Source organism: Nonomuraea rubra, from assembly GCF_014207985.1.
GTDB lineage: Bacteria > Actinomycetota > Actinomycetes > Streptosporangiales > Streptosporangiaceae > Nonomuraea > Nonomuraea rubra.
In genome coordinates, this window is the sequence record NZ_JACHMI010000001.1 from 9,946,558 (window position 1) to 9,962,777 (window position 16,220).

At 72.7% G+C, this 16,220-nt stretch carries 13 protein-coding genes; 9 read left to right on the top strand and 4 right to left on the bottom strand.

Going from position 1 to position 16,220, the window contains the following annotated elements:
- Positions 1-124 precede the first annotated feature (124 nt).
- On the top strand, positions 125-862 hold the full coding sequence (locus HD593_RS45300) for a response regulator (RefSeq protein WP_185109091.1): 738 nt from the start codon (positions 125-127) through the stop codon (positions 860-862).
- Here HD593_RS45300 and HD593_RS45305 read toward each other — a convergent pair.
- Positions 822-1,286: a hypothetical protein gene (locus tag HD593_RS45305; protein WP_185109092.1), complete on the bottom strand. Its 465-nt coding sequence runs from the start codon at positions 1,284-1,286 to the stop codon at positions 822-824. The two genes, HD593_RS45300 and HD593_RS45305, sit on opposite strands and share 41 nt — an antisense overlap.
- Between HD593_RS45305 and ccmA the strand changes: the two genes are divergently transcribed.
- Together ccmA and HD593_RS45315 are read left to right on the top strand one after the other, a co-directional pair.
- Positions 1,270-1,893: a heme ABC exporter ATP-binding protein CcmA gene (gene ccmA / locus HD593_RS45310; protein WP_185109093.1), complete on the top strand. Its 624-nt coding sequence runs from the start codon at positions 1,270-1,272 to the stop codon at positions 1,891-1,893. The genes HD593_RS45305 and ccmA overlap by 17 nt on opposite strands.
- A gap of 124 nt (positions 1,894-2,017) precedes the next feature.
- Positions 2,018-3,574, top strand: a complete 1,557-nt coding sequence (locus HD593_RS45315) for a DUF6297 family protein (RefSeq protein ID WP_185109094.1) — start codon at positions 2,018-2,020, stop codon at positions 3,572-3,574.
- Here the strand turns inward: HD593_RS45315 and HD593_RS45320 are convergent.
- Both HD593_RS45320 and lepA read right to left on the bottom strand, forming a co-directional pair.
- Complete coding sequence (locus HD593_RS45320; protein ID WP_246547064.1) at positions 3,562-4,053, bottom strand: GNAT family N-acetyltransferase; 492 nt, start codon at positions 4,051-4,053, stop codon at positions 3,562-3,564. The two genes, HD593_RS45315 and HD593_RS45320, sit on opposite strands and share 13 nt — an antisense overlap.
- Positions 4,054-4,092: 39 nt before the next feature.
- Positions 4,093-5,964, bottom strand: coding sequence for a translation elongation factor 4 (lepA, locus tag HD593_RS45325; protein ID WP_185109095.1), 1,872 nt, complete (start codon positions 5,962-5,964; stop codon positions 4,093-4,095).
- Between the two features lie 14 nt (positions 5,965-5,978).
- Between lepA and HD593_RS45330 the strand changes: the two genes are divergently transcribed.
- The 6 genes from HD593_RS45330 (at position 5,979) to HD593_RS45355 (ending at position 14,758) form a co-directional block, all read left to right on the top strand.
- Positions 5,979-6,965 carry a glycoside hydrolase family 18 protein gene (locus HD593_RS45330; protein ID WP_185109096.1) on the top strand — a complete coding sequence of 329 codons (987 nt, stop codon included), beginning with the start codon at positions 5,979-5,981 and terminating at the stop codon, positions 6,963-6,965.
- A gap of 109 nt (positions 6,966-7,074) precedes the next feature.
- Positions 7,075-7,347 (top strand): 30S ribosomal protein S20, encoded by a 273-nt coding sequence (rpsT, locus tag HD593_RS45335; RefSeq protein WP_185109097.1) that lies wholly within the window; start codon positions 7,075-7,077, stop codon positions 7,345-7,347.
- Positions 7,348-7,529: 182 nt separating this feature from the next.
- On the top strand, positions 7,530-10,583 hold the full coding sequence (locus HD593_RS45340) for an FtsX-like permease family protein (RefSeq protein ID WP_185109098.1): 3,054 nt from the start codon (positions 7,530-7,532) through the stop codon (positions 10,581-10,583).
- Positions 10,580-13,156 carry an FtsX-like permease family protein gene (locus HD593_RS45345; protein WP_185109099.1) on the top strand — a complete coding sequence of 859 codons (2,577 nt, stop codon included), beginning with the start codon at positions 10,580-10,582 and terminating at the stop codon, positions 13,154-13,156. Before HD593_RS45340 ends, HD593_RS45345 begins: the two co-directional genes overlap by 4 nt.
- Complete coding sequence (locus HD593_RS45350) at positions 13,153-14,073, top strand: ABC transporter ATP-binding protein (protein WP_185109100.1); 921 nt, start codon at positions 13,153-13,155, stop codon at positions 14,071-14,073. Before HD593_RS45345 ends, HD593_RS45350 begins: the two co-directional genes overlap by 4 nt.
- Positions 14,066-14,758 (top strand): ABC transporter ATP-binding protein, encoded by a 693-nt coding sequence (locus HD593_RS45355; protein ID WP_185109101.1) that lies wholly within the window; start codon positions 14,066-14,068, stop codon positions 14,756-14,758. The genes HD593_RS45350 and HD593_RS45355 overlap by 8 nt, the downstream gene beginning before the upstream one ends.
- A 12-nt stretch (positions 14,759-14,770) precedes the next feature.
- Here HD593_RS45355 and HD593_RS45360 read toward each other — a convergent pair whose 3' ends face one another.
- On the bottom strand, positions 14,771-16,201 hold the full coding sequence (locus HD593_RS45360) for an MFS transporter (protein WP_185109102.1): 1,431 nt from the start codon (positions 16,199-16,201) through the stop codon (positions 14,771-14,773).
- Positions 16,202-16,220 lie beyond the last annotated feature (19 nt).

Genomic DNA, 16,220 nt, shown 5'->3' on the forward strand with positions numbered 1-16,220 from the left:
ACCCGCCGGCCGCATACCCGGGAACAGGCCGCACACCACCGCACCACGCCGGCCGCGAGCCGTCGGTGACGCCTTCCCGCATGAACAGCGGCGAGGCCCGCTCGAAGCCCAGGAGGTTGCCCGGATGACCAGGGTGGTCGTGGTGGATGACCAGGCCGTGGTGCGTGAGGGGCTGGTGCTGCTGCTCGGCCTGCTGCCGGGGATCGAGGTGGTCGGCTCGGCGGGCGACGGGGAGGCGGCGCTGCGCGTGGTCGAGGCCGAGCGGCCGGACGTGGTGCTCATGGACCTGCGCATGCCCCGCATGGACGGCGTGGAGGCCACCGCCCGCATCCGCGCCGCGTACCCGGGCACCCAGGTCGTCGTGCTCACCACGTACTCGGACGACGAGTCGGTCCTCGCCGCACTGCGCGCGGGCGCGCGCGGCTTCCTCACCAAGGACGCCGACGCCGACGACCTCGCCTCGGCCGTGGCCACGGTGATGCGCGGTGACGCCCAGCTCGACCCCACGGTGCAACGCCTCCTCCTCGACACCATGCCCCCTCCACCCCCGCCGGCGCCCGCTCAGCCGGCCCCGCCCCACACCCAGCACCGCGAGCCCGCCAGGCGCGACCAGCCGCCCGCCGGGCTTCACCGGCCGGCCGGCGGCGACAGCCGGTCACCCGACGGTCTGACCCCGCGTGAGACCGAGGTGCTGCGCCTGATCGCCGAGGGCCTGTCGAACGCGGAGATCGCCACCCGCCTCTACATCACCGAGGCGACCGTCAAGACCCACATCAACAACCTCTTCGCCAAGGCGCACCTGCGTGACCGCGCCCAGGCCGTCACCTACGCCTATCGTCACGGCCTGGCGCACCCCGGTTGAGCTGCGACTCCTCATCGAAGCCCGCGAGCTGTAACAACGTCTCCAGCGCCGCCTGCCGGGCCTCCTCCACCGAGCTCCCGCGCTCGCCGAAACACTCGGCCGCCACGTCGAGCAGCGCCGTCACGACGGCCGCGTCGGGGTAGGGCACATCCACCAGGACGGTGCCGTCGGCCCCCTCCTCCCCTTCCTCCAAGTGGCGCCTCAGCAACCGCCGAGTCTCCTCAGCCACAGCCACCCCCAGCACCGCGGCACGCTCGAATCGCTCAGAAGCAATCACGTCACCCTCCAGTCGCACAGGTGTTCGGGTATAGAAGGTAGACGGTGGCACCGACAGAATCCCTTGCGCCGTCGGGCATGCAGGCTCGGCGGGGTACGCGTTCACGGCCGGCCGCGGATACGCTCGAACGGTGTACGACTCGATCATCGACGTTGACGCCCTCACCGTGGAGCTCGGCGGCAACCCCGTGCTCCGGGACCTCGACCTGACCGTGGCGCCGGGTGAGATCGTGGCCGTGGTCGGCCCGAACGGCTCGGGCAAGTCCACCCTGCTGCGCTGCCTGGCCGGTCTGCAGCCAGTGACCTCCGGCGAGGTACGCGTGTTCGGGCGGCCCCCGGCCGACGACGCCGGGTTCTGGGGCCGCGTGGCGCTGCTGGGCGACGAGCCGGCCTGGTACCCGGGGCTCACGGCACGCGAGCATCTGGAACTGATGGGAGCCGTGCACACCGAGGCCAGGATGACGGTGGACGCGGCGCTGGAGCTGTTCGCGCTGGAGGAGCGGGCGGACGCGCCGCCGCTGAACCTGTCCACGGGTCAGCGCCAGCGCCTCTCCCTGGCCGCCACGCTGCTGCGACCGAGCACGCTGCTCCTGCTCGACGAGCCGGAACGCGGCCTGGACCAGGACTTCCGCGCCGCACTCGCGGGCCTCCTCACCGAGTACGCCGACGAGGGCGGCACCGTCGTCATGGCCACCCACGACCAGGACCTGGCCACGACCGGCCGCCAGGTCACCCCTTCAGGGGTGACCGCATGAGCCGCGCGCGGAACGCGTGGAGGCCGCCGCATGAGCCGGGCGCGGGTCGTACAGCCGGGTCGCCAGGAGGTGACCGGATGAGCCGGGCGCGGGTCGCACGGCCGGAGCGTCTGGAGGTGGCCGGATGAGCGGGGAGTCGGGAGCCGGTGTGCGGACGGTGCGGGCGTACCTGCGGTCGCGCAGGCGTACCCCCGCTAGCGTGATGGACCGCTACGTCTCCCTCTTCTGCCTGGCCATGTTCATCGCCGTGACGGGCAAGCCGCTGTCCGACGTGCTCGCCGGCCTGGCCGTGCCGGGTGAGCCCGCGCGCATGGGAGCGGGGGTGGCGCTGCTCGCGCTCGGCCTGGCGGGGTTCCTGGCCGCGGCCCGCGCTGCCGGGCCCGTTCTGCTGCCCGGAGCCGACGCCTCCTGGCTGCTGCTCTCCCCGCTCAACCGGCGGCACGTGCTGGGCCGGGCGGCTCGCCTGCTGCTCGGCATCGCGGCGGTGGCGGGTGTGGTGCTCGGGGTGGGGTTGCTCGCCGTGCTGGGCGCGCCGGACCAGCTCGTGTGGCGGGTGCTGGGTGCGCTGGTTGTGGGGGTGGCCGCGGCGGTGGGCGGGATGGCGCTGGCCGTGCTGGGGCAGGCGTCCACGTCGTGGAAGCTGTGGCTGACCGGCGCGATGGCCGTGCTGCTCGTGCTGGCGGTGGTGGCGGTGACCGGCCGCCTCCGTACGGTGCTGGCCATCGCGGCGAGCGCACCCCTGCCCGCACTCACCGCCGCCGTCTCCTGCGCCGCCGTGGTCTCCGCCCTGCTCGTACGGCAGGCGTGGGTCTCGCTCGAACGCATCCCCACCCGTACGCTCGTGACCTCCTCCACCCGGGCCGGGCACGTGGCCGGCGCGGCCGTGTCCCTCGACCCCGGCGCGCTCACCTGGATCGCCGAGGACAACCACTGGCGGGCCAGGAAGCTCACCTCCCGGCGCTGGCCGGCGCTGCCCGCGTCGTTCGCGGCGGCCTGGCAGGACTGGCGGCGGCTGGGCCGCCGTCGCGGGCGGCTGGCAGGCGTGACGGCGACGGCCGCGCTGCCCGCCGTCCTGGCGCAGGCCGGGGGCTCGCCGGTGGCTCTGGGGCTGGCCGTGCTGGGGGGTGCGCTGGCCGTGGCGTCCATCAGCACGTCAGGAGCGCGCAGGGACGCCGACAACCCCTCCCTGGCCCGGCTCATCGGGGTGAGCCACCGGAAGGCCCTGGCGGCCCGTGCGGTCCTGCCTGGACTGCTGGCGGGCGCCTGGACGGCCCTGGCACTCACCGGCCTGGCAGCCGGCGGTGCCATGGCACAGGCCGGTAGTGCCATGGCCCAGGCCGTCGCGACGGCCCAGGCCGGTGGGGCGTGGTGGTGGTTGTTCGGGCCGCTGGCCGCGCCGGCGCTGGCCGCCGCCGCCCTGCGGATGGCCAGGCGCGCTCCGGTCGACCATTCGATGCCGGTCATCGACACCCCGGGCGGCGCCATCCCGACCGGGCCGCTGTTCTGGGCGGCCACCGGCCCGGACCTGGCCCTGCTCGGCTGCCTCCCCACCGCGGCCGCGCTGGCCTCCCAGCCGGCGCCCCTGGCCCCCTTCCTGGTGGCTCAGGGAGTGATGAGCGTGGCGGTGCTGGCGGGGTTCCTGTGGCGGGCGAGCCTCACAAAGGCACGTCAGGCGACGTAGACGTCGCTGGGCACCCCGCCGTACGGAATCGTCCGGTCCTTGTGCATCCCGGCGCGCTCCGCCACCCGATGCGACGGCAGGTTGACGTCCCTGATCACGGCGACCACGGTGCCCAGCCTCCTGCCCACCCGCAGCGCCGCCCTGGCGAGCTCAACCGCGTACCCGTGGCCCCACGCCGACGGCCGGAAGCGGTAGTACAGGTTCAGCACCTCGGCTCCGTCCACGACCGCGTGGCGCAGGCCGCCGAAGCCGAGGACGCGCGGGTCGCCCGGCAGGCGCGCGGCCCAGTAGCCGAGCCCGCGTTCGTCCCAGTCGGCCAGCCACAGGTCGAGCATGGCCCGGCTGGCCTCCAGGTCGGTGACGGGGCCGTCCGGGTGGTACACGCTGGTGCGCGGATCGGAATGGATCTCGTGAACGGCGTCCAGATCGTCCGGCATCACCCGAGATAGGACCAGCCGCGCCGTCTGCACCACTTCCATGCTTTCAGGGTATTCAGGCGCCCCCGCCCCGGAAAGCGGCTACTTCTTGGCCTTGTCGGCGCTGGAGTCCGTGGACAGCGCGGCGACGAAGGCCTCCTGCGGCACCTCGACCCGGCCGACCATCTTCATCCGCTTCTTGCCTTCCTTCTGCTTCTCCAGCAGCTTCCGCTTACGGGAGATGTCACCGCCGTAGCACTTGGCCAGCACGTCCTTGCGGATGGCGCGGATGTTCTCGCGGGCGATGACCCTGGCGCCGATGGCGGCCTGGATCGGCACCTCGAACTGCTGCCTGGGGATCAGCTCGCGCAGCTTCTTGGCCATGTCGACGCCGTAGCCGTAGGCCTTGTCCTTGTGCACGATGGCGCTGAAGGCGTCGACCGCCTCGCCCTGCAGCAGGATGTCGACCTTGACCAGGTCGGCCTCCTGCTCGCCCGCCGGCTCGTAGTCGAGCGAGGCGTAGCCGCGGGTGCGGGACTTGAGCTGGTCGAAGAAGTCGAAGATGATCTCGCCGAGCGGCAGCGTGTAGCGGATCTCGACCCGGTCCTCCGACAGGTAGTCCATGCCGAGGAGCTGGCCGCGCCGCCCCTGGCAGATCTCCATGATCGCGCCGATGAACTCCGCCGGCGCCAGGATCGTGGACTTCGTCACCGGCTCGAAGACCTGCGCGATCTTGCCCCCGGTGGGGAACTCCGACGGGTTGGTGACGGTCAGCTCCTTGCCGTCCTCCATGATCACGCGGTAGACCACGTTGGGCGCCGTGGAGATCAGCGACAGCCCGAACTCGCGTTCCAGCCGCTCCCGCACGATCTCCATGTGCAGCAGGCCGAGGAATCCGACGCGGAACCCGAACCCGAGCGCCGCCGAGGTCTCCGGCTCGTAGATCAGCGCGGCGTCGTTGAGCTGCAGCTTGTCGAGCGCCTCGCGCAGCTCCGGATACTCGTCGCCGTCGATCGGGTAGAGCCCCGAGAACACCATGGGCTTCGGGTGCTCGTAGCCGGCCAGCATCTCCTGGGCGCCCTTGGCCGCCGAGGTGACCGTGTCACCCACCCGCGACTGGCGCACGTCCTTCACGCCGGTGATGAGGTAGCCCACCTCGCCGACGCCGAGGCCCAGCTCGGACGTCTTCGGCTCGGGCGAGATGACGCCGATCTCCAGCGTCTCGTGGGTGGCGTTGGTGGACATCATGAGGATGCGCTCACGCTTGCCGAGGTGGCCGTCCACGACGCGGACGTAGGTGACCACACCGCGGTAGGTGTCGTAGACGGAGTCGAAGATCAGCGCGCGGGCGGCGGCGTCGGCGACGCCCACGGGGGCCGGGATCGTCTGCACGACGTGGTCGAGCAGCTCGCGCACGCCCTCGCCGGTCTTGCCCGACACCTTGAGCACGTCGGACGGGTCGCAGCCGATCAGCCCCGCCAGCTCCTCGGCGAACTTCTCCGGCTGCGCCGCCGGCAGGTCGATCTTGTTGAGGACCGGGATGATGTGCAGGTCGGCGTTCATGGCCAGGTAGAGGTTGGCCAGCGTCTGCGCCTCGATGCCCTGCGCGGCGTCGACCAGCAGGATCGCGCCCTCGCACGCCTGCAGCGACCGGGACACCTCGTAGGTGAAGTCGACGTGCCCGGGGGTGTCGATCATGTTGAGCACGTGGCCGTCCCACGGCAGGCGCACCGCCTGGGACTTGATGGTGATGCCGCGCTCCCGCTCGATGTCCATCCTGTCGAGGTACTGGGCGCGCATGGAGCGGTCGTCGACCACGCCGGTGATCTGCAGCATCCGGTCGGCAAGGGTCGACTTGCCATGGTCGATGTGCGCGATGATGCAGAAGTTGCGGATCAACGCGGGGTCGGTCTGGCCAGGCTGAGTGCGCACCGAAGTCCGTTTCGACAGGGTTGAGGACAAGCAGTCTTCCATGGTGACATGCCCGGGTGATTGCCCGAACCGTCATCCGCCGCGGCCTGCGCGTGCTCGCGCTTGCCTTGGCCGTCGTGGTCGCGCTGTGCGGCCTCCTCGCCGCGGCGCTCCGTATCCAGTTTACCGGTGCCCCGGCGGCCTGGGCGAAGAGCACCGGCAACGACGCCATGTGGCTGGGCCACGCCTGGGTGGACGGCCGCCGTACGGAGCAGGACGTCGAGAAGCTGGCGGTACGGCTGCGTACCACGGGCATCAAGGACGTGTACGTCCACTCCGGCCCCTTCGAGTGGGACGGCCGCCTAGATCCCGCTAAATACCCCAGCGCCGGAAATTTCGTGCAATGGATGCGGAAGCACCTCCCAGACGTCCGCATCTCCGCCTGGCTCGGCCAGGCCGTCAAGAACGGCCTGGACCTCGACGACCCCCGCTCCCGCGAGAACGTCCTGGCAGGCGTCGCCGCCATCATGAAGCAGGGCTACGACGGCATCCACTACAACTTCGAGCCCATCGGCGACGGCGACACCGAGTTCCTCGACCTCCTGGAGAGGACCCGGCAGCACACGAGGCTCCTGTCCACCTCCACCCCGCAGATCGAGCCGTACCTGGGCATGCGCCTGACCGCCAGGGCCCTGCTGGGCCACGACAAGTACTGGTCGGAGGGCTATTTCCGCCAGGTCGTGGACCGCGTCGACCAGGTGGCGATCATGACGTACGACTCGGGCACCCCGGCGCAGTCCCTCTACGGCGGTCACGTGGCCCGTCAGGCCGGTCTCGCGCTGGACCTGGTCCCCGGCTCCAAGGCGCTGTTCATCGGCGCCCCGGCCTACCATGACCACGGGCTACCATGGCTGGATCAGGCGGAGAGCGTCGCGATGGCCGCCGAGGGCGCCAGGCTGGCGCTGTCGGACCACGGCCGCCGCGAGCGGTTCGGGCTGGCCCTCTACGTCGACTTCGCGGCCACCGAAGAGGATTGGCACGAGTACATGACGCGGTGGCGTTGATTTGAGCAGCCGCCTGAGTTATTGGTAACCTGGGCAACTGCGTGTGGCGCGCCCTCTCTCGAGCCCGCGCGCCCCGTCCATCACTTCAGACTTTCACCGAGGCTTCTTCGTGGCGAACATCAAGTCCCAGATCAAGCGCAACAAGCAGAACGAGAAGGCTCGTCTGCGCAACAAGGCAGTCAAGTCCTCGCTGAAGACGGCTGTCCGCAAGTTCCGTGAGGCCGCCGAGCAGGGTGACGTCGAGCAGGCCACCGCGCTGCAGCGCGCCGCCGCCCGTCAGCTCGACAAGGCCGTCAGCAAGGGCGTCATCCACAAGAACCAGGCCGCCAACCGCAAGTCCGCGATCGCCAAGCAGGCTGCGGCCCTCGCGGGCGCCAAGTAAGCCGGTAATTTCGGCTGCCCGAAACGCCGTGCCTCCCTACGGAGGTGCGGCGTTGTTTTTTGCCGAAGTTTGTCACAGTTTCGATATCACACGGCCGTATCGGGTGCGTCACCGTTCCAAAGATCCCTTGCTCCCGCTCCGCCACCTGCCCGAAGGTGCACTAAACGGGTGAAGGGGGACACATGCGGGGGCCGTTGGTCGTCAAGAGGGCGTTCAGCGAGCCGCTGCTCCTCCTGGCCGCCCTCGGCTCGATCCTGCTGGCGACCACCACGCTGGTCGCGCTGACCATGTACGCCTCCTCCATCGCCGACGCCGGAGTCCGGCGGACGATGGAGACGGCCTCGTACGCGCAGACCGCCGCCACCATCAGCGCCCCCGTGACGGCCGAGACGTTCCCCGGCTTCGACCGGTCCGTACGCGCCGAGCTCACCCGCGCCTACGCCGGCGAGCCGGCCCTGACCACCAGCTTCCGCTCCGACTCCTACACCATGCCGGGCCAGGAGAAGGAGCAGCGGCCCGAGCTGCTCAGGTTCGGCAGCTACGACGGGCTCGACCGGCACGCGAAGCTGATCTCGGGGGCCTGGCCGAAACCCGGGAACGACCCGGTCGAGGTGGCGATCTCGCTGTCGGCGGCCTCGGCGGCCGGGTTGGAGACGGGGCAGGAGTTCACCACGCGGGGGCGGCTCGACCCCCGCCCGGTCAGGGTGCGCGTGGCCGGCGTCTTCCAGCTCAACGACCCGTTCGGCGAGCGCTGGGCCGGCGAGCAGCTGCTCAGCAGGGGCGTGGAGCGCGGCGACTTCACCACGTACGGGCCGCTCATGGTGCCCCGCGAGACCTTCCTGGCCCGCTTCGCCACGAACGTCAACGCCACCTGGACCGCCGTGCCCGACCTGCGCGCGCTCACCCCCGAGCAGCTGCGCCCGCTGGCCGGCGCGATCGCGCGGGTGGAGGAGCGGCTGAAGGCCGGCGGCTGCGCGAGCTGCGTGGCCACGAGCCACCTGCCCGAGATGCTCACCCAGCTCGACACCGCCTCGCTGGTGGCACGCTCCACCATGCTGATCCCGGTGCTGCAACTGCTGCTGCTGGCCGCGTACGCGCTGATGCTCACCGCGCGGCTGCTGGCCGACCACCGGCGCATGGAGGTGGCCCTGCTGCGCTCGCGCGGCGCGGGCACGATCCGGCTGGCGGCGCTGGCGGGCGGCGAGGCGCTGCTGGTGGCGCTGCCGTGCGCGGTCGTGGCGCCGTTCCTGGGGCCGCCGCTGCTCGCGCTGGTCAGCCGGCTTCCGTGGATCAGGGCTTCTGGGGTGCGGCTGGCACCGGTGGCGGACGCGGGGACGTTCCTCGTCTCGTTCGGGGTGGCGCTGGCCGCGGCCGTGCTGCTGGTGCTGCCCGCGCTGGCGGGGGCGCGGCGTACGTACGTGGAGGAGCAGTCGGCGCGCGGGCGCGGCGGCGGGCGCGGCCTGATCGAGCGGGCGGGCGCGGACCTGGCGCTGCTGGTCGTGGCCGGGCTGGCCATCTGGCAGCTCCAGCGGTACGGCGCGCCCGTGACCGTGACGGCGGCCGGCGGGCTCGGCATCGACCCCCTGATCATCTCCGGGCCCGCGCTGGCCCTGCTCACGGGCGGCATGCTGGGGCTGCGGCTGGTGCCGCGCCTGTCGCGGCTGGCCGAGCGGGTGACCTCCAGGCGGCCCACGCTCGCCCCCGCGCTCGGGGCGTGGCAGGTGAGCAGGCGGCCGCTCAAGTACGCCGGGCCCGCGCTGCTGCTCACGATGGCGATCGCGATCGGCATCGTCTCCCTGGCCACCGCCTCGACCTGGCGTTCCTCGCAGCTCGACCAGGCCCGCCACCAGGCAGGGGCCGACCTCCGGCTGTCGGGGCCCGCGGAGGGACCCGAGCTGGGAGCGCTCGGGCGCGGCACCGCGTTCGCCGCGCTGCCGGGCGTCACCGCGGCCTCGCCCGGCTTCCGCGGCCAGACCGACGTGGGCGGCGAGAACGCGATGCTGCTCGCGCTCGACGCCGGCAAGCTGAACGAGCTGTTCCACCTGCGTCCCGACCTGTCGGCGCAGAGCGTCGGCGAGCTGTCGCGGGCGCTGGCCGGCGACCGGGCGGAGGGGCTGGCCCTGCCGGGACGGCCGGCCACGCTCACTCTGACCGCCGAGGCGAGCGCGGACCTGCCGCTGCGGCTGGTGCTGTCCGACGGGCTCGGCGTCTGGCGCGACGTGTCGCTCGGCCTGCTCAAGAAGGGCACGAACCGGGTCGAGGTGGACCTGCGGGCGCTGGCGGGACGCAGCGGGACGATCACGTACCCGGTGTCGCTGCTCGGCCTGGTCGCCGGCGCCCAGGACAGCCCCGCGAGCCTGACGCTCGAAGCGGTCACCGCCGACGGGCGGCAGGTGCCGGCGCCCCCGCTCACGATGAGCGTCAGCGGCGACACGACGGCTCCCTTCGTCCGGCGGGCGGAGCCCGGCCCGATGCCCGTGGTGCTCACCACCGACCTGGCCGCCTCGCTCAAGCTGGGCGTCGGGCAGACCGGGAAGGCGTCCATCGACCGCCGCGTCATGCCGGTCAAGGTCGTCGGCGTGGTGGAGACGATGCCGACGACCGCCGCCGGGCAGCAGGCCGTACTCGTCGACTGGGCGACCATGCAGGCGCACGAGCTGGCCGCGGCGCGGCTCCCCCGGCCCGCCACCGAGTGGTGGCTGGCCGCCGGAGACACCTCCGGCGCCGCGGCCACGCTCGGCGGCCATCCCGAGTGGGACGTCACCGCGCTCGACCAGCGGGCGCTGGCGGCCACGCTGCGCGACGACCCGCTGGCCAGCGGGCTGCAGGGGGCGCTGATGCTGGGGTTCATGGCCGCGCTGGTGTTCGCGGCGCTCGGGTTCCTGGTCAACGCGACGGTCGCGGCGCGGGAACGGCTGGCGGAGTTCGCGATCCTGCGGGCGCTCGGGGTGAGCTCCAGGCAGGTGCTCGGGATGCTGGCCGTGGAGCAGGCGTTCGTGGTGGGGCTGTCGCTGGCGGCGGGCACCGGGCTGGCGGTCGTCGTCGGCGTGCTGGTGGTGCCGCACATCGTGCTGACCGGGCAGGCGGCGGCCGTCACGCCGGGGGTGGTGCTCGACATCCCGTGGGCGGCCACCGGGCTGATGCTGGCGCTGGTGGCCGCGTTGCTGTTCGCGATCGTCGCCGGGCTGGCACGCAACGTCCGCCGTCAGGGGCACGGCCTTCGGGAGGAACAGTGAGGACCTGGCTGCTCGCCCGGGTGCACCTGGGCACGGTGGCCGTGCTCTTCGTGCTCACGTTGAGCGCGTGCCTGCTGGTCGCGGGCCTGCCCAGGGCGATGCAGGCCTCGTACGACGAGGCCCTGCAGCGCGCGCTGACAACCGCCCCCGCCGCGCAGGCCGACCTCACCGTGGCCGTGGAATCCCACGGGCGGGCCGAGGACCTGCGCGAACGCGCCCAGTTCGACTCCCGCGAACGCCTCTGGCGCGAGATCATGCCCGCCACGCTGCGCCCGCTGACCACCGGTGCCGGCCACATGAGCGCCAAGACGTCGCTCACGCCCATCACGGGCACCGGCGGCGGGGCGTACGTCAACCTGGGCTGGCTCTCCGACGCGGACCAGCGCGTGGACTGGGTCCAGGGGCGGCCGCCCGGCGCGCCCGCCACGAGCCGCTACGAAGGCGAGACGATCCCCGTCTTCGAGGTCGGGGTCGTCGAGGAGGCCCTGCCCGAGATGGGCCTGAAGCTGGGCCAGACGATCATGCTCGGCGAGAACGACTACGCCGCCGCGAAGATCGTCGGCGTCTTCCGCGCGAAGGACCCCGGCGACCGCTACTGGTCGCACGAGTCCGACATCCTCCACGTCATCGAGCAGCAACCACCCGGCGGCCAGGACCACGTCAAGCACATCACCACGCTGATGTCCGACGCCGGGCTGACCGCGCTCAGCGGCGAGGGGCGCAACCTGTCCTACCGCTGGGTCCTGCCCCTCGACGCGCGGGCCGCCAGCGCCCTGGACGTGCCCGGCCTGCGGGCGGCGGTCGCCGAGTTCGACCGGGTCGTGGGGCTGCAGACCACCGGCAGCCCGTACCGCGTCGAGACCGCGCTGGCCAAGCTGCTCGGCGACTTCCTGGCCGCGCTGTCCACGGCGCAGACCGTGATGTACCTGGTGCTCGGCGGGCTGCTGGCGGTCGCGCTCGGCGTGATCGTGCTGGCCGTGCAGCTCCTGGCCGACAAGCTGGACCACACGCTGACCCTGGCGCGGGCCCGCGGCGGGTCGCTGCCGCAGGTGGCGGGCACAGCCGCGGCCCTGACCGGGCTGGCGGTGGCCCCCGCGGCGCTGCTCGGGTACGCGCTGTCCTTCCTCGTGCGCGGGCCCGCGCTGCCGATCGTGCACGCCGGGCCGGCGATCGTGGTGGTCGTGGCCGTCGGGTTCGCCGCCGTACGGCTGGCGCTCGTGCACCGCACGCCGCTGCACGGCTCGCGGGACGACGTGGCCACCGCCCGGCCCTCCGCCAAGCGGATCACGCTGGAGGTGCTGGTCGTGGTGCTCGCGCTGGCGGGGGCGTACCTGCTGCGGGCCCGGGGGCTGAGCGCGTCCGGCGGGCAGGATCCGTTCCTGCTCGTGGTGCCGATCGCGCTGACCGCGGCGGCGGCGCTGATCACGTTGCGCTGCTACCCGTACCCGCTGCGGCTGTTCGTCCGGCTGGCCTCGCGCGGCCGGGCGGCGGTGGCGTTCCTGGGGCTGACCAGGGCGGCCAGGGCACGTTCCGGCAGCCTGCTGCCGGTGCTGATCCTGCTGCCCGCGCTGGGGGTGTCGGTGTTCGCGGCGGTGGTCTCCGACGGGATCGCGACCACGCAGCGGACGGCGTCCTGGCAGCAGGTCGGCGCGCCGATCAGGGTGACCGCGGAGAGCGAGATCCCGGCCGCGGTGATCGAGCGGGTGCGCCGACTGGCCGGGGTCGAGCGGGTGGTGCTCGCCCAGACGGGACGGGTCCAGGTCGGGTACGGCGCCGAACGGGCCGAGGCCATCGCCGTGGACGTGGCCCAGTGGCGGCAGATCCTCGGCGACGCCCCCGTCGGCCTGCCACCGCTGTCCGACGGCGCGCTCGTCTCGCCCGAACTGCGCGGGCGGGGCACGTTCGAGATCGGGTGGCAGTCGCGGGTGAAGCTGGCCACGCGCGGCGTGATCGAGTCGGTGCCCGGCTTCTACACCCAGGGCAAGTTCCTGGTCGTGCCCATCGGCGTGCAGGTCAGGCCCGCCGTGAACACCTTGCTGATCCAGGGCGACGCCGCGCTCTCCGAGCTGTCGCGGCTGGTCCCGTCCGCCGTCGTCACCTCCCAGGAGAGCGCTCTGCGGGCCATCCAGGACGATCCGCTGACGAGCACGGTGCGCTGGACGCTCGTGGTCGTGACGGTCGCGCTGGCGGCGTACGCGCTGATCGCCGTCGTCCTGTCACTGGTCATCGGGGCCGCCGAACGGGCGCGGGCGGTATCGTTCCTGCGGACGCTCGGCCTGTCGGAGCGGCAGGCGCAGCGGCTGACCGTGCTGGAGATCCTGCCCATGATCCTCGTCACCGCGCTGGTCGGGCTCGGCCTGGGCCTCGGCCTGCCCGCCGCGCTCGGGCCCGGCGTGGACCTGTCGTCGTACGCGGGCGACCTGCCCGTGGGCGACTACTCGCTCGATCTGTTCCTGCCCAGCGCGCTGACGGCCGGGCTGGCCGCCGTCGCCGTGCTCGGCGCGTACGCGCACACCGCCATCAGCCGTCGCCGCAGCCTCGGCGCCGTACTCCGAGTGGGAGACCTCCCATGAACCCGACCCTGTCAGAGCTGGAAGCCAAGGCCAGGCGGCCGGCCGCCGCGTTCGGCGGCGACGCGCACATCGTCTGCGACAACCTCGTCCGCATCTACAAGACCGAGGGGGTCGAGGTCGTCGCGCTGCAGGGCCTGGACCTGGTGATCGACAAGGGCGAGCTGGTGGCCATCGTCGGGGCGTCGGGCTCCGGCAAGTCGACGCTGCTCAACGTGCTGTCCGGGCTGGACGTGCCGACCGCCGGCGTGGCCAGGGTGGCCGGGATGGACCTGCTGTCGATGAGCGCCAAGGACCGGCTGCGGTACCGGCGGTCCGTGGTGGGGTTCATCTGGCAGCAGACGGCGCGGAACCTGCTGCCGTACCTGACCGGCCGGGAGAACGTCGAGCTGCCCATGAAGCTGGCCGGCTCCGCGCGCAAGGGACGCGCCCTGGAGCTGCTGGAACTGCTCGGCGTCGGCTCCTGCGCCAACCGCAGGACGCCCGAGATGTCCGGCGGCGAGCAGCAACGCGTGGCCATCGCCGTCGCCCTGGCCAATTCCCCGCAGCTCATCCTGGCCGACGAGCCGACGGGCGAGCTGGACAGCGAGACGTCGGAGCAGGTGTTCGACGCGCTGCGCAAGGCCAACAGGGAGCTGGGCGTGACCGTGGTCATCGTGACGCACGACCCGCTGGTGTCGGAGCAGGTGGACCGGACGGTGGGCATCCGCGACGGGCGCACCAGCAGCGAGACGCTGCGGCGCGAGGGCGCGGAAGGGCAGATCATCGCCGAGGAGTACGCCGTGCTCGACCGCGTGGGGCGCCTGCAACTGCCACGCGACTTCATGAACGCCCTCGACATGGAACGCCGGGTGCGCCTGGAGCTCGAATCCGACCACATCGGCGTGTGGCCCGCCCGAGAGGAACCCTCGAATGACTGACTCGCCCCTGGTCGTGGTGGAAGGGCTGCGCAAGGTCTACCGGACCGGGCCCAAGGAGGTCGTGGCGCTGCGGGACGTGTCGTTCTCCGTGCTGCCCGGAGAGCTGGTCGCCATCCGCGGCCGGTCCGGGTCGGGGAAGACGACGCTGCTCAACCAGATCGGCGGTCTCGACAAGCCGGACGCCGGGCGGGTGGTGGTGGACGGGCGGGAGATCACGTCCCTGTCGGAGGACGGGCTGCTGGCCGTACGCAGGGACGTGATCGGGTTCGTGTTCCAGTCGTTCGGGCTGATCCCCGTGTTGTCGGCGGCGGAGAACGTGGGGGTACCGATGCGGCTGCTGCGGACGCCCGTGGAGGAGCGGGAGTCCCGGATCCGGATGTTGCTCGCGCTCGTGGGGCTGGAGCAGCATGTCAACCAGCGGCCGTACGAGTTGTCCGGGGGGCAGCGGCAGCGGGTGGCCATCGCCAGGGCCCTGGCCAACCGGCCTCGGTTGCTGGTGGCCGACGAGCCCACGGGGCAGCTCGACTCGCAGACGGGGCGGCAGATCATGGAGTTGTTGCGGGCGCTCGTACGGAGTGAGGGGGTTACGGCGCTGGTGGCGACGCATGATCCCAGCCTGATGACGCTGGCGGATCGGGTGCTGGAGATCAGCGACGGAGTGGTGCGGGAGGCCGCGCTCGCCTAGTTCGTCGCGGCGCTAGCGGGCGTTTGAGCCCGGCGCCGGCCGCGGGCGCTTGGGCCCGGCGCCCGCCGCGGGCGCTGCGGGCGCTGCGGGCGCTGCGGGCGCTGCGGGCGCTTGAGCCTGGCGCCGGCCGCGTGGCTGCCAGGCGATCGCCACGAGATTGGCGGCGGCGACCAGCACGCCACCCGTCACCGCCAGCGCCGTCACCCCGGTCATCCCTGCCAGCGGCGCCGCCACCGCCAGCCCGAACGGCCGCGACGCGAACGAGATCAGCTGGTCGAACGACCGCACCCGCCCCAGCGCGCCCTCGGGAACCTCCTCCGCCACCACCGTCTCCCACAGCGGGCTGAGCAGCCCCAGCCCGAACATCGCCACGAAGTACGCCCCCGCCAGCACCGCGACCGGCGCGGGAACGGCCAGAGCCACCATGGGCAGCAGGTAACTCGCGGCACCGACCTGGACCACGGCCAGCGGACGCCGGATCGGCAGCCTGGGGGCGGCGAACACACCCAGTACCATCCCCACCGTCCCGCTCTGCACGATCACCATCCAGCCGGTCTCGCCGCCCAGGTGGTGTACGGCGGTCACGGGGGCGAGTGTTAGGAACAGACCGGCCACGAAGTGCCAGACGCCGTGGCCGAGCACGCACGCCAGGAACCAGGGGCGTACCCTGATCTCCCGCCATCCCTGTACGAGGTCTTCCCGGAACGACGCCCAACCGCCGCGCCGCCCGCCTCGCCCTGGACCGCTTGCACCGCCCGCACCGCCCCCGCCTGTACCGCCCCCGCCCGGAACCGGCTCGGACGCCCGGCGAGCCGGTGTGGACCCCCGCCGAACCGACTCGGACCCCCGCCGGGCAGGTGTGGACCCCCGTTCTCCGGCCGCCGCCGAGTAGCCGGCTGGCGTTCGGACACCACCGAGCGTCAACGCCGAGCAGGCGAACAGCACCGCCGTGAGCCCCGCCGCCCACCCTGGCCCGGCGGCCACGGTGACCGTCCCGGCGAGGGCGGGGGCCGCGACGCTGGACAGGCTCGTCGCCACGCCGATGCGCGCGTTCATCCGCAGCCGGTCCGGCCCGGGCACCACCGCGATCACCAGCCTCGGCACGGCCGGGCTGCCGAACGCGATGGCCGCCCCCGACACGGCAGACAACAGGGCCAGGTCGAGCAGCCGATTCATGCCGAGCAGGAGCTCGACGGCGATGGCCGCCTGCGACAGGCATCGGACCAGATCGGCGGCCAGGGCGAGCCGCCCCGGCCTGACCCGGTCGGCCAGCACCCCGCCGACGGGCAACAGCACCAGCAGCGGGACCAGCTCGCTCGCCAGCACGATCCCCAGCTCCCCGCCGTCGCCGCCCACCCGCAGGACCGCCAGCGTGAGTGTCGTCGGGATGAGTGCCGTGGCCAGGGCCGACAGGCAACGTCCGATCAGAAGCCGATGCATCATGGGCGAGACGATATTTCGC